The sequence below is a fragment of the Campylobacter sp. MIT 21-1684 genome, from assembly GCF_026241315.1.
Classification (GTDB): domain Bacteria; phylum Campylobacterota; class Campylobacteria; order Campylobacterales; family Campylobacteraceae; genus Campylobacter_D.
In genome coordinates, this window is record NZ_JAPHNA010000016.1 from 1 (window position 1) to 18,025 (window position 18,025).

Sequence of the window (18,025 nt, forward strand, 5' to 3'; positions counted from 1 at the left end):
TACTGGCTTTATTTAGTGATAGAATACTATTTATTTTGTTTTTGGAATTGAGTTTTATTCTTTGAAAGATACAGATTTAAAGTGATTTGAGGATTTTTCAACTTAATGCAAACAGGCTATTCTATTTTTTCTAAAGTATTTTATACTTCATCCGATATAGTGATTGAATCTTTTCAAAATATTGCAAGCCCTATAAAAACTAGGGCTTTTTTATGTAAATTTTGTTTATATAATTGTATTATTTTTTTCTTTCTCTAATCATTTTTAAGCATTCTATAAGTAAAGCAAAAAACATAGCAACATAGATATATGCTTTGTTAAAATGAATTTCAAAGCTTTCACAAACTAGGATGAAACCTATCATTATTAAAAAAACTAAGGCGAGAATTTTAATGTTTGGATATTTTTCGATAAAATCTGAAACAGGTTTTGAAGCAACAAGCATTACAAGCACAGCTATAATTACAGCTATAATCATAATTTCAATATTATCAGCTATGCCTACAGCAGTAATAACGCTATCAAGAGAAAAGATAATATCCATAATTCCGATTTCAGCTACTACAATCCAAAAATTAGAACTAGTATGGCTGTGTAAAGTGTTGTTTTTATGGACTGTTGTGAAAAGTTCTTCTTTTATTTCTTTAAAAGACTTGAAAATTAAAAATAAACCACCGAAGAAAAGCACAAGATCTCTTCCTGAAATTTCGCCCCAATATCCATTCAGATCAGCTATACCTCCTTGAAAAAAAGAAAAATATGAACTTGTAAAAACAGCTGAATCAAGAGCCTGTTTGCTTAAATTCTCTAAAGCTCCGACATAGAAAGAAAAAAGTGGAAAAACAAGCTTTATAACCCAAAAAAGTGAAAAGAGTAGCGCAATTCTTGTAATCATTGCAAATGCAAGTCCTAAAATACGACCTTTGTTTCTGTGTTTTGGTGGAAGTTTATTGACTAAAAGGGCTAAAAAGATGATATTATCTATTCCAAGTATGATTTCAAGACTTGTAAGTATGAGAAGAGTTAGCCAAGAATCGGTACTGAAAATCCATTCAAACATTGTAACCTCATTGTATTAAAATGAAATTATATTTTTTTAAAGTAAAAAAGTCAAAAATCCAATTTGTATCGCAATAAACTTATAAGAACCGTGTATGAATTTATAGTTTTTAGCTCCCATTTTCAAAAAGTTCTATGATGGTTTGAGGAAGAATTTGGTATTCCAATTCGTGAATTTTTTCTTCAAATTCTTTATAGCTTAAACCTTTCTTTTCAAAAGCTTTTTGAGATATGATTGCTCCGCCATCAAGCTCTTCATTCACCCAATGTACAGTAACTCCAGCTATTTTCATATCGCTTTGAAAACTTTCTTTTAAAGCATTTGCTCCTTTAAAAAGTGGGAGTAAAGAAGGATGAAGATTAATAGCTTTGATATTTTGAGTAAAAATAGGACTTAAAATGCGCATAAAACCAGCTAAAATGGTCAAGTCTGCTTTGTGTTTTTGAATCTCTTGTACTAAGACTTGATCAAAGTTTTGGCGATTTAAAAACGCACCGTGTTCTATAACTATAGTTTCAAGTCCGAATTTTGCAGCTCTTTTGATTCCGTATGCTGATGGATTGTTACATAAACAAAGCACGACTTCAAAGTTGTTGTGTCCTATATTTTTGCGATGAAGTTTTGTAAGTATATTTTCTAAATTACTTCCATTTCCACTGAAAAGTACCGCTAATTTTATAAGCATTGCAAACCTTTGACAAGTTTTAAAGCTGTAAAGCTATTTGGATTGGCTTTATAGTTTTTGGCAACTAAAGCGTGGGCTAAGACAGCATTTTTTGCAGCTTTACAAGCTTTAAATCCTGCTGCTAAAAGTGTTGCTATCATACCGCTTAGAACATCACCACTCCCTCCTTTTGCCAATGCTGAATTTCCTAAATTCACTACAAAGATTTTATCCTTATATGCTATAAGAGTGTTTGCTCCTTTTAATACTAAGATGCATTGATACTGTTTTGTGAATTCTCTTGCATAGAAAAAACGTTCTTTTTGAAGTTGATCAATAGTAAGTGTTTCATTAAAACAAAGCCGCCAGAGTCTTAAAAATTCTTTAGGATGAGGAGTTATGACCACATCTTCTCTGTCAAGATATAAAAGTATATTTTTACTTAAAAAACAATTTGCATCTAAAACAAGAGGGATGTTTTTTAGAATTTCACTCTGTAAAAGTTCTAAATTCTCAAGCCCCATTCCTAAAGCTATGGCATTTGCTTGAGAGCTTAAGTCTTTTTTTAGCATTAAGAGAGGTGAGAAGCTTTGAGGAGCTACTAAAGAAACTAAACCTGCACCAAAATGCAATGCACCTAAACCAGCTAAGGTCCCAGCACTTGCACTTCCAGCTATATAGATATGTCCAAAGGTACCTTTATGGGAATTTTGTTTTCTTTGCAGAGTTTGCAAATCCTTTTTTTCAAGCAAAAAAGTCTTTGCATCGCAGGCAAAATATTTGTGTTTGATTCCTAAATTTGCAAGGTAAAGTTTGCCTACATAATCTTTTGCAAAGTCTTGCAGTACAAGTTCTTTATAGACACCCATACACAGTGTAATATCAGCTTTAAAGCATAGTTTTTGCCCTAATGCTGTCGGTATATCACAGGCTATTTTTATCGCATCGCTTCTATTGACCTTATGTAAAATTTCTACTGTACTCTCTTCTAAATTTCTTTGTATTCCTGTGCCTAAAATGCAATCGATAATAAAATCATAATTTTGAAATCGTGGTTTTTTTTGTAAGAATTTAAAGCCATAATTTTTGAGAATGCGCTCTTGTTTTTTGAAGTTAGCATTTTCATTAAAACCAAGTTTATATGCTTTACATCTTTTTAAATGTCTTAAAGCCACAAGTCCATCAGCACCGTTGTTTCCACCACCTAGCAAAAAAAGAATTCGTGATTTCTTCCCTGTTTGTTTTTGTTTTTTCCTTGCTTCTTTTTTGATAAGTAAGGCTAAAGCTATACCGGCATTTTCTAGTAAAACATCCTCGCTTAAACCATAGTTCATAGCTTTTTCATCAAGGCTTTTGTCTTCTTTATAAATCGCTTTCATTTTTAACCAAAAAATAAATATTTCTTTCTCTACCTTCTTCAAATTTTTTCATTCGAGGTAAAAAATTGCGTATGAGTGCTCTAAAATTTTTAAAACCATAATTTTGTGGATTAAAATCAGAGTATTTATGATTCATATTGATACGAATTTGAGCATATTCAGCTCGCCCTTTTTCGTCAATAAGCTGTTCGCTAATTTTGATTAAATCGCTTAAGTATTCTTTGCTTAAAGTATTTTCATTTTTTTGCTCATTTAAATAAAAAAATTCACTAAAGGCATTGACATAAGATTTTATAGATTTTTCAAGTCCCATTCCTATGACTTGTTTTTTATTTTCTCTTAGTTTTTGTATGAGACTTGTATAGTCACTATCGCTTGAAACAATAACGAAAATGTCAATATTTTTTTCATAAAAAATACTCATTATTTCTGTGATTAAATACATATCGCTTGAATTTTTATGCGTAGCAAAATGAAATTGTTGCATTGCAATAAGAGAGTATTGAGCAATTTGTTCTTTCCAGTTTTGTAAATTTTTTTGAGTCCAATCTCCATAAATACGTTTAATAATGATTTCGCCATAATCAGAAGCTATATCAAAAATAACTTTAGCGTATTTTGAGGGAATATTTTCTGCATCAATAAAAATAGCTATGCTTTTATTTTCCATATTTATCCTTTTATTCTAAAGCTTAAAGCTTCTAAGAGATGACTTTTATAGATACTTTCGCTTTGTTGTAAATCAGCTATGGAACGTGCAACTTTAAGAGTTTTATTAATACCTCTTTGAGAGAGTTTATAACGATTTACAGCCAAATCTAAAATATGTTTTGCTTCATTTTCAAGCACACAAAAAAGTTTAATGTCTTGGTCGTTGAGTTTTCCATTAAATTCCTTTTGACCACGTTTTTTTCCAAAAACAAAAGCCTCAAATACTCTTTGACTTAATTCTTTAGAACTGACACTTGCCCTATCGTCTTTGCTAATTTCTTCCATCGCTACATATAAATCAATCCTATCCAAAATTGGTGCTGAGAGACGATTTTTATATTTTTTAATTTCGTTTTCAGAACACACACAATTCAAATTTTTTGAAAATAGATTTCCACAAGGACAAGGATTTTGTGCAGCTATAAAGCTAAATTTTGTTTCATAACTTCTTTTGGAATGTACTCGTGATATTTGAATGATGTGATCTTCTAAAGGTTCTCTTAAACTTTCTATGATTTCTTTATTAAAATGTGGAAATTCATCAAAAAATAATACTCCACCATTTGCAAGGGCAATTTCGCCAATTCTTGCACTCTTTGTACCACCTCCAAAGATACTTGCTCGTGTAGAGCTGTGATGAGGGTGTCTAAAAGCCCTGATACTTGTAAATTCACATTCTTTAGAATTTAAGGATTTGTATGCACTTTGTAACAAAATTTCTTTCAAATTTTGAGGAGGTTGTATAAAAACCAAACGTTTTGCACACATACTTTTACCACTACCCGGACTTCCTTCAAAAAGGATATTATGCATTCCAAGTGCAGCTATTAAACAAGCTCTTTTAGCATTTTCTTGTCCCTTAACATCTATAAAATCAAGAGGAAAGGATTCGTTTCTAATGAAAATTTCATCTGCTATTGTTAAAGCATTGGCAAATAAAGGATGCTGTCCGCTAAATTTGAATTTTTCATAATTTTTATCTTTAAAAAATTCAGAGAGTTCATTCAGATTTTCAACGGCATAAATTTCTAAGTTTGGTATCATTGCAGCCTTATGTGCTAAACTACTTGGAAGAAGTACTCGAGCAAAAGAGAGTTGTGTTGATAAAAACAAAAGCAAAGAAAAAAGCTCATTTGTGCTTTTTACACTTCCATCAAGCCCAAGTTCTCCGACAACAAAAAGATTTTTAAAAAAATCTTCATCAAATTCTTCATTTTGAAAAAGGATAAGAGTTGCAATAACAAGATCAAAATGCGAACCTTTTTTCGGTATTCCAGAAGGAGAGAGATTGATGAGAATTTTTTTTGCAGGGAGAGGAAAATTACAAGCTACAAGAGCAGCTTTAATGCGTTCAACACTTTCTTTTATGGCAGTATTTGCAAGCCCAACTATGGTTAAATTTGGAAGACCTCTTGTAAAAGTAGATTCAACATCGATGAGTTCTAAATTTTCGTTAAAACTAAGACATTTAAGTGTTTTCATTGAGTTTTTTATGCTGTTTTTTAAATTCTTTATCGAATTTTTGACGCTTAAAAAAAGATAATTTTTCTAAGAATAAATGACCATCAAGATGGTCATTTTCATGTTGAATAGCCACAGCTAAAAATCCTTTAGCGGTAAGTTTTTGATGTGTGCCAAAGCGATCTTGATACTGAAGCATAATATTATTATATCTTTGAACTTTTTCAAAAAAATCAGGAATGCTTAAACACCCTTCGGTGCATTCAATTTTTTCTTCATCTAAAAAAGTGATTTGTGGATTGATAATTTCAAGCAAATCTTCTTTTTTTTGCTCTTCATTTTCATCTAAAATATTTATAATAAAAACTCTCAAAGGTATATCAACTTGTATGGCAGCTAGACCTACACCATTACCTGCTATCATAGTTTCATACATATCATCAAGGAGAGTATGAAGTTTTGCGTCAAATTGGCTTACAGCTTGTGATTGTAAAAAAAGCCTTTTGTTTGGATAGGTAATGATTTTTCTTATCATAACTTCATCGCTTATTTAAAGCTTTTCTGTAAAACTTTATCGATAAGACCATATTCTTTTGCTTCATTAGCGCTCATAAAAAAATCTCTTTCTGTATCTTTTATGATTTTAGTATTCTTTTGTCCGGTGTTTTTTGCCAAAATTTCATTTAAAATAGTTTTTAATCTTAAAATTTCTTTTGCTTGAATCTCTATATCACTTGCTTGTCCCCTTGCACCACCTAAAGGCTGATGAATCATAATACGAGAATGAGGCAAAGCAAAACGCTTTTCTTTCGTTCCACAACTTAGTAAAAAAGCCCCCATAGAAGCTGCTTGTCCTATACAGATAGTGCAAACATCAGGTTTAATATAATTCATAGTATCATAAATACTAAATCCGCTTGTAATGACACCTCCGGGAGAGTTGATATAAAGGTAAATATCTTTTTGAGGATCCTCAGCTTCTAAAAATAAAAGCTGTGCCACAATAGAGGCAGCAAGTTCATCGTGAATTTCGCCACTTAACATAATAATTCTATCTTTTAAAAGACGTGAGTAAATATCATAACTTCTTTCACCGCGACTCGTTTTTTCTATAACATAAGGGATATACATTATTTTTCCTCTTTTTGATTTTGGTCATTTTTTGGCATAAAAATATCATTAAAAAGTTTTTCTTCGGTTAAAGCCATTTTTACAGCCGGCAAAGCACCTTGTTTTTTATAGTTTTCTAAATGTTGCTTGGGTTCTACTCCGTAACGGTATGCTTCAAAATATATAGCTTGAACAAGTTCAGAATCTTTTATATCAATTTTCCGAAGTTTTGCAAGTTCATCAATGATAAAGGTCAATTTCACACTTTTCTTTGCTTCTTCTTTAAAACTTTCTCGTTTTTGTTCGTATTTTTCTTTTTCGGTCTGCACTTCTTCTTTTTCTTGTTGGTTTAAGTCTTTAAAGCTGTTGCGTAGTTGCATATCGATTTCTTGTTCAAGTATGCCTTGAGGAATATCAAAATCAAATTTTTCAATTAAAGCTTGTACAAATTTTGGCTTGAGTTCATCATTGATAAGTTTGAGGAGTTTTTCATTGTAAAGTTGTTCTTTGAGTTTTTCTTCTAAAAGGTCTTTACTCGGTTTCTCTTCATTTGGCAATAGTTTTTTAAGCATTTCTTCATCAAGTTCGGGTATTTTTAGTTGTTGTATTTCGTGGAGTTTGATTTTAAACACAGCTTCTTTATCAGCAAGATTTGCAACTCCATATTCTTTAGGAAAACGTACTTGTATCTCTTTTTGTTCTCCAGCATTCATACCAATCATAGCTTCTTCAAAACCGGGTATAAATTGTTTAGAACCTATTTCTAGAACATAATTTTCAGCTTTACCGCCTTCAAAAGCTTTGCCATCGATAAATCCTTCAAAATCAAATTGAGCAAAATCACCTTCTTGTAAAGCCCTTTTTTCTTTAATAGTTTCAGTATGAGCATAATTCTTTAAAAGCTTGTGTCTTTTTTCATCAAGCTCTTGTTTATTTATCTTTGGATTTTGGTATTGAGGAATTAAATTTTCATATCCTTGAAGGTTTAATTGCGGTTTAAAAGAAAGGATGCATTCAGCAATGATATTTTCATCCTGACGGTCGAATTTTTCAAAATATGGCTCACCTACAAGTTCTTTGCTTTCTTTATTTAATTCTTTTAATGCTGTGTCTATGGCATTTTTAAAGAGATTTTGTTCTGCATCTTTTTGAAGTCCTTTGCCATAGAGTCTTATGACAGCATTTACAGGCACTTTGCCCGGTCTAAAACCGTCTATTTTTACATTTTTAGAAGCTTTCTTTGCCAATTTTTGTTTTTCTGTTTGAATTGCCTCAGCAGAAATTTTGATACTGGCGCTTGCATTAACAGAATCCAACTGCTTTGCTTTTACTTCCATACTTTTTTCCTTATAAAATAAAATTGATAAGTTTTAATCATAACAAATTTTTCCTTAATTGCTTGCAAAAAATTGCAAGCAATTTATGATAGACTTATAAAAAATAATATTTTTTTGGAGCAGATTTTGCAAGAAAAATTTGAAAATTGTATTCGTACTATTCTTGAAATTATAGGTGAAAATCCGGCACGTGAAGGGCTTGTAAAAACACCACAAAGAGTTTTTAGGGCTTATGAATTTTTAACAAGTGGTTATAAGAAAGATGTCAAAGAAATTCTTAATAATGCTTTATTTGAAAGCTCAAATAATGAAATGGTTTTAGTGAGGGATATAGAGTTTTACAGTTTATGCGAACACCATCTTTTACCTTTTTTTGGAAGGGCTCATATAGCGTATATTCCTGATAAGAAAGTTGTTGGTTTAAGCAAAATCCCTCGACTTGTTGATATGTTTGCACACAGATTGCAAATTCAAGAACAGCTTACCGAACAAATTGCTGATGCCTTAATGTATAATGTTGGTGCAAAGGGCGTTGGTGTAGTTATTGAAGCAAGGCATATGTGCATAGAAATGAGAGGAATACAAAAGGCAAATTCTACCACTAGTACTTCGGCTTTAAGAGGGCTATTTTTAAAAAATGAGAAAACTCGAAAAGAATTTTTTGAGCTTATTAATGCTTCTAAACAAGTGAGATTTTAATGGATTTAGAAAAATTGCGTTTGAAGCTTGGTAAAGAGAAATTAAGTACTGTTTTTGGTGAAATTACAAAAATTTCAGCAACGAGTATTGAAATTTTTGGATTAAAAACAGGTATAGGTGATATAATAAAACTTGTTTCAAACGAGAATAAAAACTTGCAGACTCTCGCTATGGTTGTAGAAATTAAAGATAATTCTAGCTTTCTTAGCCCTTTTTCTTTTGTGGAAGGCTTTAAAATAGGCGATAGAGCTTTTTTAAGCGAAGGAGGAATGCAAATAGGAGTAAGCGATGAGCTTTTGGGTCGTGTAGTTGATCCTTTTATGAAGCCAAAAGATGGAAAAGCAATCATTGAACCGAGCAAATTTATGCCTATTATGCGCACTCCTATTGATGCTATGAAAAGAGGACTTATTGAAGAAATTTTTCCTGTTGGAATAAAAAGTATAGACGCGCTTTTAACTTGCGGAGTCGGACAAAAGTTAGGGATTTTTGCAGGAAGTGGAGTTGGAAAATCAACACTAATAGGTATGATAGTAAAGAATTCAAAAGCTCCTATTAAAGTTATAGCTTTAATAGGAGAACGTGGAAGAGAAATTCCTGAATTTATTCAAAAAAATCTTGGCGGCAATCTTAATAATACAGTGCTTATAGTTGCAACAAGTGATGATAGTGCTTTAATGAGAAAGTATGGTGCTTTTTGTGCTATGAGTGTAGCTGAATATTTTAAAGAGCAAGGCAAAGATGTGCTTTTTATTATGGATAGTGTAACGCGTTTTGCTATGGCACAAAGAGAAATAGGACTTGCTTTGGGTGAGCCACCTACAACGAAAGGGTATCCTCCAAGTGTTTTAAGTCTTTTGCCTCAGCTTATGGAACGTGCAGGAAAAGAAGAGGGTAAAGGCACTATTACGGCTTTTTTTACTGTTCTTGTTGATGGTGATGATATGAATGATCCAATAGCTGATCAAAGCAGAAGCATACTTGATGGGCATATAGTTTTGAGTCGAGAACTGACTGATTTTGGGATCTATCCTCCTATTAATATTCAAAATTCAGCTTCAAGGGTGATGAATGATATTATAAGCGAGGAACATAAAGTCAATGCAAGGAAATTTAAACGTTTGCATTCTTTGTTGAAGGAGAATGAGGTATTACTTCGTATAGGTGCCTATCAAAAAGGCAGTGATAGAGAGCTTGATGAGGCTGTGTTAAAAAAAGAATTGATGCAAAACTTTATCATTCAAAATCCTGATGAAAGCTTTGAATTTGATGAAATTTTGGGAATGTTAGCTCAAATTAACAACCAAATGCAAACAAATAGTCCGGCCTTGTCTAATTGAATTGTGTTTTGATTTAGGACCAAAACAAAATTTGTTTTTACTCGTTATATTTTTGTGTTATAATAAAAAGTTTGTTTGTAGGGTTTGTAAAAGCTAAGAATTTAAGAAATTTAGAAGTAAAGAGTGAAAAAACCTAAGAGTTTCTATAAAAGAGCATTTGAATACTAGCAATAGTAAAAGCTTCATTACCTTGAATCTCTAAAATCTTCTGAACAATTTAAAACGGACTTGGAAGAAAATGAAAAAAAATTCTAGTGAAAGCAGTATTGCTATACAAAATAAGAATATACAAGAAAAAAAACAAGAGTGTTTCGTTGTTAAAACTAAAACTTGGATAGAAAATGCTGATGGAGAATTGCTTTTTGGTAAAGGTAAAACAGCACTTTTAGAACTTATTGCACAAACAGGAAGTTTGCTTCATGCTTCAAAACTAATGGGCTTGAATTACAAAAAAGCTTGGTTGCATTTGCAGACTCTGCAAAAAAACAGTCAAGAAAGTTTGGTAATTACAAAACAAGGTCGTTCAAAAAATTCGGGTACAAAACTTACCCCTAGAGCAATGCAGTTAATACAAAACTATACTATTTTGCAAAAAGATGTAGAGGAATATGCAAATAAAAGATTTAGGGAGCTTTTTTTGAAGAAAAAATAGTTTTTTAACGAATATAAAATCTATCGTTTTGTATTTGAGAACTAATAATACAAATTTAATGGAAAATTATAAGGAGTTTGAAAATGTTTAAAACTTTAAGTATAGGTTTAAAACTAATACTTTCTGTAGCAGTTGTTATCCTTTTAGGGCTTTTTATTTTGATTTTTTTGATTACAAGTCAAGTCAGTCAAAATATCTCAAAAAATACCGAAGAAATTCTTTCTTCAACCTCAAAAGACTATGCAACACACGCTCAAGGAATTTTTAATGAAATGATAGCTTTGGAAAAAAGTGTTGCAAATACTCTCACTGAAGTATTTCAGTTAAAAGTCAGTGAAAAAATAGATATTGATAATATCACTAATATCATCATAAATATTTTTGATAACAGTCTTTATGCAAATTTTGCATATTTGTATTTGATTGATCCTCCTCAGTCTTTTAAGGAGCAAAATCCTTCATTTCTAACTCATAATAACAATTTTGTAATGTTGTACTTTGATAAAGATACGCTTAGTAAAGGTCAAATTGAAGCTGTGCAATCAAGAGATGATATTGTGAATTTTGATACAACGCAAAATGTTCTTAAAAATGCACGATATGATGAAAATAAAGTGTTTATAGGCAAACCCCTAAAGATGAATTTAAATGGTGAAGATTTTTATGGTGTTAATATTGCTATGCCTGTATTTGATCATAATAATAAAATCATTGGTGTTATGGGTATGACTTTAGATTTTTCAAGTGTAGCTGAATACCTTTTAGATCCTTTAGGGAGACAATTTGAAGGAGAATTGAGAGCTCTTTTGACTTCAGATTCGATTGTAGCTGTTCATCCTCATAAAGAGCTTCTTTTAAAGAATTTGCAAAAACTTAACCCAAATGAAAGTGCTCAAAAGGTTTATGAAGCTATTCGTAAAGGTGAGAATGGAATTTTTGATTATATTGCTTCAGATGGGGATGATTCATATGCAGCGTTTAATAGTTTTAAAATACAAGACAGTTCTTGGAGTATCATAGTAACTGCTCCTAAGTACTCAGTCTTTAAACCTTTGAAAAAACTTCAAATGACTATTATTGTCGCGGCTTTATTATTTGTTCTTGTTGTATTGGCTGTAGTGTATTATTGTGTTCGAAAAATAGTAGCAAGCAGACTTCCAATCATTGTAAGTGCTTTAGAATCGTTTTTTCGTTTTTTAAATCATGAAAAAGTTGAACTTAGGCAAATTAGAATTCGTGCAGATGATGAACTTGGTGCGATAGGAAAAATGCTTAATGAAAATATAGAAAAAACAAAAAATTCTTTAATGCAAGATCAAAAAGCTGTTGATGAAGCAGTGCAAAGTGCTAAGGAAATTGAAACTGGTAATCTTACAGCAAGAATTCTTCAAAATCCTATAAATCCGCAGCTTATCGAACTTAAAAATGTGCTTAATAAAATGCTGGGTGTTTTAGAATACAAAATTGGTTCTGATATGAATGAAATCAACCGTGTCTTTAATAGTTATAAAGCCTTCGATTTTACAACTGAAATTCAAGAAGCCAAGGGTGAGGTTGAAATAACGGCAAATATTTTAGGTCAAGAAATAAAACAAATGCTTATGACTTCTTCAGAATTTGCGAAAGAGTTGGCAGGGCAATCTGAAGCACTTCAATCTTCTATGCAAAAACTTATCGATGGTTCAAATTCTCAAGCAAATTCTTTAGAACAGTCAGCTAATGCTGTGGAGCAGATTAATGTTTCTATGCAAAATGTAAGCGTGAAAACCGTTCAAGTTGCTACTCAAGCTGAGGATATTAAAGATATTGTCAGTGTGATTAAAGATATAGCTGATCAAACAAATCTTTTAGCCCTCAATGCAGCTATAGAAGGAGCAAGAGCTGGAGAACACGGAAGAGGTTTTGCTGTTGTTGCGGATGAGGTGAGTAAGCTTGCAGAAAGAACTGGAAAATCTTTAAGTGAGATTGAAACAAACATCAATGTTTTAGTCCAAAGCGTCAATGAAGTTTCGGTTTCTGTTAAAGAACAAACGAGCAATATAGCAAAGATTAATGATTCCATAACAGAACTTGAAAATCTTACAAAGGAAAATGTTGAGATAGTCAATTCGACAAATACAATTACACATAGAGTAAATCAGGTGGCTAGTTCTATTTTAGATGATGTGAATAAAAAGCAGTTTTAATTTCGTTTTACAACTTAAAAGCATATGGGCTCTGTTGAATAGTACCTATTTTATAAATTTTTGAATATTATTGTAAATAAAAAATAATGGAGATAACAATGATACAGCAAAGTTTAGATTTAGCCCAAGATTTGCAAAGCAAAATAGAAGAAAAGCTTTCTTCTAATGAGAGAGCTTTTCATAATAAAATGCAAAAACTCCTCCGTAACCCTAAAAGTAAAGTAATGCTTATAGAATTACTCGACCGTTCTTTTCGTTGCAAAGAAAGAAAGGCAAGTTTTGATTTAATAGAGCACATCCTAAAAAAGTACGGCATAGCTGATTTTTTTACAATGTTTGAAAAAGCTTTGTTATTTCTTTTTGTACATTATGGGAAATTTTTTCCAAATTTGAGTGTACCTTTTTTTATTTCTCAATTAAGAAGTGATACAAAAGATATGGTTTTAGATTCTGATTATATTCTTCTCAAAGAACATATTGAAAAAAGAAAAAATCAAAATATTACTTTAAATGTGAATTTAATTGGTGAAGAGGTTTTAGGAGAGGTTGAAAGTCAAGCACGAATAGAAAAGTACAAAGAAGCCTTAAGAACAAATTTTATTACTTATATTTCTATTAAAATCACAACTATCTTTTCGCAGATCAGCAGTTTGGATTTTGAGTATTCTAAAAATGAGATAGTTAAAAGACTTGATACTCTTTATGTCCTTGCTTTAGAGGAGGAAAAAAAGCAGGGTGTTGCAAAATTTATCAATTTAGATATGGAGGAATTTAGAGATCTTGAATTGACTGTGGCGGCTTTTATGGAAAGTATAAGAAAATTTGATATTTGTGCTGGAATTGTACTTCAAGCTTATATCCCTGATTCCTATCGCTATCTTAAACAACTTGTTACTTTTTCGAAGCAAAGGGTTTTAAAAGGAATGAAACCGATTAAAATTCGTTTTGTTAAAGGGGCAAATATGGAAAATGAGGAGACTATCGCCTCACAAAGAGGTTGGGAGTTGCCTACATTTTCAAGAAAAATTGACACAGATAGTAATTACAAAAAAATGCTCCATTTTGTTCTGAAAGATGAAAATTTTAAATACATTAACATAGGTATAGCAAGTCATAATATTTTTGAAATCGCTTACGCTTATACAAGGATAAATCAAGTAGGAGCTTTAGATTCTTTTAGTTTTGAAATGCTTGAGGGTATGAGTTTGCAATGTTCTTTTGAGCTTTCACAAATGGCTAATGTTATACTTTATGCTCCAATATGCCAGAAGCAGCATTTTAGTAATGCCATAGCGTATCTTGTTCGAAGACTTGATGAGAATACAAGCGAACAGAATTTTATGAGGCATTTTTTTAATCTTAAGATTTTAGACAATGCTTGGCAAAAGCAACAAGAATTTTTTTTACACAGCCTTGATAATGTTAAAACACTTGATACAAGTACAAGAAGAAAGCAAGACAGAAATCAAAATATTGTGCCTGAAGATTTGTATGAGAAGAAAAAATTTAGAAATGAAAGTGATACAGATTTTACTTTGCCACAAAATAGAAAATGGGCAAAAAATTTACGAAAAAAATATGAGAAATTTGAGAAATATAAAATCTATCCTGTTGTTGGAGATTTACAATGGAGTAATTTAGAAAGTATAGAATTAAAAGATAAGATCACTACAAAGCCTTTAGCTCAAATTTATTTAGCAGGTAAAAATGAAATAAAACAGGCTTTAGATGTAGCAAAAAATTCTCAATTTAGCAAAAAAACAAATGATGAGTTGCATCGAATTTTTAAGAAAGCAGCGCAGTTGGTAAGAGAAAGAAGAGGAGATTTGATAGCTCTTGCAAGTTTAGAAACAGGAAAAACTTTTGTAGAGCTTGATCCTGAAGTAAGTGAAGCTATTGATTTTATCGAGTTTTACCCACATTCTTTAGAAGTATTACAAAAACAAAATCCAAAAACAGATTTTCATTCTAAAGGTATAGGCGTTACAATAGCTCCGTGGAATTTTCCTATAGGTATTTCAGCAGGTACAATAGCAGCTCCATTAGCTGCTGGTAATAGAGTTATTTATAAACCCTCTTCTCTTTCAACTCTTACAGGCTATAAGTTGTGTGAATGTTTTTGGGATGCTGGAATTAGCAAGGATGCTTTAATTTTTCTTCCGTCTAAAGGGAGTGATATTTCACAGCATTTGCTTTGTGATGAAAATGTGAAGTTTTGCATACTCACCGGTGGAGAAGAAACAGCCTATGCCTTACTTAAAGCTAATGCGACTTTGTTTTTAAGTGCTGAAACAGGAGGTAAAAATGCTACCATAGTAACAAAATTTGCTGATAGAGACAATGCGATCAAAAATATCATTCATTCAGCCTTTTCGAATTCAGGACAAAAATGTTCAGCCACCTCTTTACTTATTTTAGAAAAAGAGGTATATGAAGATGAGGAATTTAAAAAGACTCTAGTTGATGCAGCAGCTTCTTTAGCTGTGGGCAGTCCTTTTCATTTTAAAAATAAACTTGGAACACTTTGTGATAAACCAGGTCCAAAAATTATGAAAGCGCTTGAGCAATTACAACCTTATGAGGAATGGGTTTTAAAACCGCATTTTATCGATAATAATGAATATTTGATGACTCCGGGAATTAAATATGGCACAAGAGAAAAAGATTTCACGCATATGAATGAGCTTTTTGCACCGATTTTAACTGTAATGAAAGCAGAAAATTTACAAAACGCTATTGAGCTTGCAAATTCTACAGGTTATGGCTTAACAGCAGGACTTGAAAGTTTAGATGAAAGGGAATGGGAGCTCTTTTCAAATACAATTGAAGCGGGAAATATTTATATAAACAAACCGACTACAGGAGCTATAGTACTTCGTCAGCCTTTTGGCGGAATAAAAAAATCAGCAATAGGTTTTGGTAGAAAAGTAGGCATTTATAATTATATTACACAATTTGTAGAATTAAAACAAAATGAATTTGATGAATCCTTGCTTGATAATGAGTTTTCTCAAAGCTTAGCAAAACTTAGCTTGAAAGCAAAAGCTGAAGATATAGAAGCTTTAGAAAATGCTATTATGATGGCACAATCTTATGCTTACTATCAGAGAAATGAATTTCAAAGCGTTAAAGAATATGTAAAAGTTCGAGGAGAAGAGAATCTTTTTTCTTATGTAAGTGTTAAAAATATGGTATATAGGGTTTGTGATACTGATAGTCTGCAGGATATTTTAGGAGTAATTTTAGGGGCAAATATTGCAAAAGTATGGTTGTTGTTGAGTTATGAAAAGAATGAAAAAATAGCTCTTGCGCAAGAATTATGCAAGAGTGCCAATCTTCAAGCTGTTTTTGTTAATGAGAACACAACCTCTTTTCTTCCAAAAATAGCCCGATATGAAAGAATTCGTTATTTTGCAAAAGCAAATACAGAAGATGAAATTTATCAAGAAGCTGCAAAAAATGCGAAAATTATCGCACGTGAGAAACCTTTGTTAAACGGACGTTTTGAACTCCTTGTGTATTATAATGAGAAGTCTGTAAGTATTTCCTACCATCGTTATGGAAATTTAGGTATTCGTGGTCTAGAAAGCGCACAAAGGAGAGAGAATGGAAAATGTGCAAATTAATATTCAAATATCAGTTACATTTATAGTTTATGCTGTTTTAATGCTTTTTATAGGTTTTTATTTTTATAAAAAAAATAAAAATACAGAGGATTATTTTCTTGGCGGTCGTTCTTTAGGTCCTGTGGTTTCAGCTTTGAGTGCAGGAGCTTCTGATATGAGCGGTTGGCTTTTGTTGGGTTTGCCAGGTGCTTTGTTTATAAGCGGTTTTATAGAAGCTTATATTGCTATAGGTTTAGTCGTTGGAGCTACTTTAAATTGGACTTTTGTCGCAAAGAGATTAAGAATTTACACAAGTACTATTGCCAATTCTTTGACTATACCTGATTATTTTGAAACGCGTTTTTCAGATGATAAACATATTTTACGAGTTATTTGTGCTATTGTTATTTTGATTTTTTTTACCTTTTATGTTTCTTCTGGATTAATTAGTGGAGCAAAACTTTTTGAAAGTACTTTTGGTATAGAGTATAATTATGCTCTTAGCACGGGTACACTCATTATCGTTGCTTATACTTTTTTTGGAGGGTATAAGGCAGTATGTTGGACTGATATGATACAAGGATTGTTGATGTTGAGTGCTCTCATCATCGTTCCAATTGTAATGCTTATGCATTTAGGTGGTTTGAGTGAGGTAGAAAAATACATCCACAATTCAGACCAATCTAGCCAAAGAATTCTTCAAATGCAAGATACTGCGCCTGAAATTCTTGCTAATCTTGATTCTGAAAGCTCAAAAGAACAAATTGTTCTTCTAATTAAAGAACTTGAAAATGTCAAAGACAGAATTTTTACTACAAAGAATGTACCTGATTCATTTTCTCAATTCTCTTTACTTTTTAATGGAGAAACTTCTATTCACACTCAAGAATTTTCAAAGAAACTTGAACAAGCTTTAAGAGAGAATGATATTGAGAGTTTGAAAATTTTGCTTGAAGGTTTTAGCACAATTTCTTTGATTAGTAAGCAACGTCTTGCTTGGTTTAATGAAACTTCTATTTTGGGTATTATTTCAGCTTTGGCTTGGGGATTTGGGTATTTTGGACAGCCTCATATTTTGGTACGTTTTATGTCTATTCGTTCTATCAGAGATATACCTAATGCCACTTTTGTAGGTATAGTTTGGATGGTACTTTGTTTGATAGGTGCTTGCTCAATAGGACTTTTAGGCATAGCGTATGTGAATAAATTTAATCTTTCTTTAAATGACCCTGAAAAAATTTTTATTGTAATGTCAGGTTTATTGTTTAATCCTTGGATAGCAGGTGTTTTACTCTCTGCTATTTTAGCAGCAATTATGAGTACAGCAAGTTCGCAGCTTCTTGTTTCAAGCTCAACCTTAGCAGAGGATTTTTATAAAAAAATACTTAAAACAGATGCCCCAAATCATATCGTATTAAATATTGGTAAAATGGGTGTATTGCTTGTAGCCCTTATAGCTTTTTTTATCTCAAGTGATAAAAATTCAAGTGTTTTGAGTATAGTTGCATATGCTTGGGCTGGTTTTGGGGCGAGTTTTGGTTCTGTGATGCTTTTTTCGCTTTTTTGGAGCAAAATGACACGAATTGGAGCTATTGCAGGAATGATTACTGGAGCTGTGGTTGTGGTTGTGTGGAAGAATTATATTGGAGAGTATTTTCCTTTGTATGAGATAGTTCCGGGCTTTGTAGCTGCTTCTTTGGTTATAGTTTTGGCAAGTCTCTTTACTTGTGTGAGACCGGGGACAAAAGAAGCATATGAAAAGATGTTAAAGGAAATGAAAAAGTAGAATTTCTATTAAAAAAACAGCTCGGTTTTCATTCT

13 protein-coding genes and 1 pseudogene are annotated in these 18,025 nt (G+C 31.8%); 6 read left to right on the plus strand and 8 right to left on the minus strand.

The genetic code is table 11. The annotated features are described in order from the left end of the window. Window positions 1–238 precede the first annotated feature (238 nt). The 8 genes from OQH62_RS06665 to tig all read right to left on the minus strand — a co-directional run bounded on the left by OQH62_RS06665 (window position 239) and on the right by tig (window position 7,722). Window positions 239–1,060: a TerC family protein gene (locus OQH62_RS06665; protein WP_266015558.1), complete on the minus strand. Its 822-nt coding sequence runs from the start codon at window positions 1,058–1,060 to the stop codon at window positions 239–241. Between the two features lie 109 nt (window positions 1,061–1,169). Next, window positions 1,170–1,745, minus strand: coding sequence for a phosphoribosylglycinamide formyltransferase (gene purN, locus OQH62_RS06670; protein WP_266015560.1), 576 nt, complete (start codon window positions 1,743–1,745; stop codon window positions 1,170–1,172). Next, complete coding sequence (locus OQH62_RS06675; protein ID WP_266015562.1) at window positions 1,736–3,103, minus strand: NAD(P)H-hydrate dehydratase; 1,368 nt, start codon at window positions 3,101–3,103, stop codon at window positions 1,736–1,738. The genes purN and OQH62_RS06675 overlap by 10 nt, the downstream gene beginning before the upstream one ends. Continuing rightward, window positions 3,087–3,773 carry an NYN domain-containing protein gene (locus OQH62_RS06680; RefSeq protein ID WP_266015564.1) on the minus strand — a complete coding sequence of 229 codons (687 nt, stop codon included), beginning with the start codon at window positions 3,771–3,773 and terminating at the stop codon, window positions 3,087–3,089. The genes OQH62_RS06675 and OQH62_RS06680 overlap by 17 nt, the downstream gene beginning before the upstream one ends. 2 nt (window positions 3,774–3,775) lie before the next feature. Next, the gene (locus OQH62_RS06685; RefSeq protein ID WP_266015566.1) at window positions 3,776–5,296 is read right to left on the minus strand and encodes a YifB family Mg chelatase-like AAA ATPase; all 1,521 of its coding nucleotides are present in this window, start codon (window positions 5,294–5,296) and stop codon (window positions 3,776–3,778) included. Then, the gene (gene def, locus OQH62_RS06690) at window positions 5,283–5,810 is read right to left on the minus strand and encodes a peptide deformylase (RefSeq protein ID WP_266015568.1); all 528 of its coding nucleotides are present in this window, start codon (window positions 5,808–5,810) and stop codon (window positions 5,283–5,285) included. The genes OQH62_RS06685 and def overlap by 14 nt, the downstream gene beginning before the upstream one ends. A gap of 11 nt (window positions 5,811–5,821) precedes the next feature. Further along, entirely contained in the window at window positions 5,822–6,406 is a 585-nt protein-coding gene (clpP, locus tag OQH62_RS06695) for an ATP-dependent Clp endopeptidase proteolytic subunit ClpP (protein WP_266015570.1), read from the minus strand. After that, window positions 6,406–7,722 (minus strand): trigger factor, encoded by a 1,317-nt coding sequence (tig, locus tag OQH62_RS06700; protein WP_266015572.1) that lies wholly within the window; start codon window positions 7,720–7,722, stop codon window positions 6,406–6,408. Before tig ends, clpP begins: the two co-directional genes overlap by 1 nt. A 126-nt stretch (window positions 7,723–7,848) precedes the next feature. Here tig and folE point away from each other — a divergent pair, with 126 nt between their 5' ends. From folE to OQH62_RS06730, 6 genes and pseudogenes are all read left to right on the plus strand, one after another. After that, complete coding sequence (gene folE, locus OQH62_RS06705) at window positions 7,849–8,421, plus strand: GTP cyclohydrolase I FolE (RefSeq protein WP_266015574.1); 573 nt, start codon at window positions 7,849–7,851, stop codon at window positions 8,419–8,421. Then, a complete protein-coding gene (gene fliI, locus OQH62_RS06710) occupies window positions 8,421–9,761 on the plus strand; it encodes a flagellar protein export ATPase FliI (RefSeq protein WP_266015576.1) in 1,341 nt (446 codons plus the stop codon). The genes folE and fliI overlap by 1 nt, the downstream gene beginning before the upstream one ends. Before the next feature lie 289 nt (window positions 9,762–10,050). Beyond that, a pseudogene (locus tag OQH62_RS06715) lies at window positions 10,051–10,413 on the plus strand (winged helix-turn-helix domain-containing protein); the annotation flags it as partial. Window positions 10,414–10,496: 83 nt separating this feature from the next. Next, window positions 10,497–12,599 carry a methyl-accepting chemotaxis protein gene (locus OQH62_RS06720; protein WP_266015577.1) on the plus strand — a complete coding sequence of 701 codons (2,103 nt, stop codon included), beginning with the start codon at window positions 10,497–10,499 and terminating at the stop codon, window positions 12,597–12,599. Window positions 12,600–12,697: 98 nt separating this feature from the next. Continuing rightward, the gene (locus tag OQH62_RS06725) at window positions 12,698–16,225 is read left to right on the plus strand and encodes a proline dehydrogenase family protein (protein WP_266015579.1); all 3,528 of its coding nucleotides are present in this window, start codon (window positions 12,698–12,700) and stop codon (window positions 16,223–16,225) included. After that, window positions 16,206–17,990, plus strand: a complete 1,785-nt coding sequence (locus tag OQH62_RS06730) for a sodium:solute symporter family transporter (protein WP_266015581.1) — start codon at window positions 16,206–16,208, stop codon at window positions 17,988–17,990. The genes OQH62_RS06725 and OQH62_RS06730 overlap by 20 nt, the downstream gene beginning before the upstream one ends. Window positions 17,991–18,025: the final 35 nt, after the last annotated feature.

Bases quoted from the DNA above. Each gene is read 5' to 3' on its own strand.
- OQH62_RS06665 (WP_266015558.1), bottom strand. From the start codon at position 1,060: ATGTTTGAATGGATTTTCAGTACCGATTCTTGGCTAACTCTTCTCATA.
- OQH62_RS06680 (WP_266015564.1), bottom strand. From the start codon at position 3,773: ATGGAAAATAAAAGCATAGCTATTTTTATTGATGCAGAAAATATTCCC.
- fliI (WP_266015576.1), top strand. From the start codon at position 8,421: ATGGATTTAGAAAAATTGCGTTTGAAGCTTGGTAAAGAGAAATTAAGT.
- clpP (WP_266015570.1), bottom strand. From the start codon at position 6,406: ATGTATATCCCTTATGTTATAGAAAAAACGAGTCGCGGTGAAAGAAGT.
- OQH62_RS06730 (WP_266015581.1), top strand. From the start codon at position 16,206: ATGGAAAATGTGCAAATTAATATTCAAATATCAGTTACATTTATAGTT.
- purN (WP_266015560.1), bottom strand. From the start codon at position 1,745: ATGCTTATAAAATTAGCGGTACTTTTCAGTGGAAATGGAAGTAATTTA.
- def (WP_266015568.1), bottom strand. From the start codon at position 5,810: ATGATAAGAAAAATCATTACCTATCCAAACAAAAGGCTTTTTTTACAA.
- tig (WP_266015572.1), bottom strand. From the start codon at position 7,722: ATGGAAGTAAAAGCAAAGCAGTTGGATTCTGTTAATGCAAGCGCCAGT.
- OQH62_RS06685 (WP_266015566.1), bottom strand. From the start codon at position 5,296: ATGAAAACACTTAAATGTCTTAGTTTTAACGAAAATTTAGAACTCATC.
- OQH62_RS06675 (WP_266015562.1), bottom strand. From the start codon at position 3,103: ATGAAAGCGATTTATAAAGAAGACAAAAGCCTTGATGAAAAAGCTATG.
- OQH62_RS06720 (WP_266015577.1), top strand. From the start codon at position 10,497: ATGTTTAAAACTTTAAGTATAGGTTTAAAACTAATACTTTCTGTAGCA.
- OQH62_RS06725 (WP_266015579.1), top strand. From the start codon at position 12,698: ATGATACAGCAAAGTTTAGATTTAGCCCAAGATTTGCAAAGCAAAATA.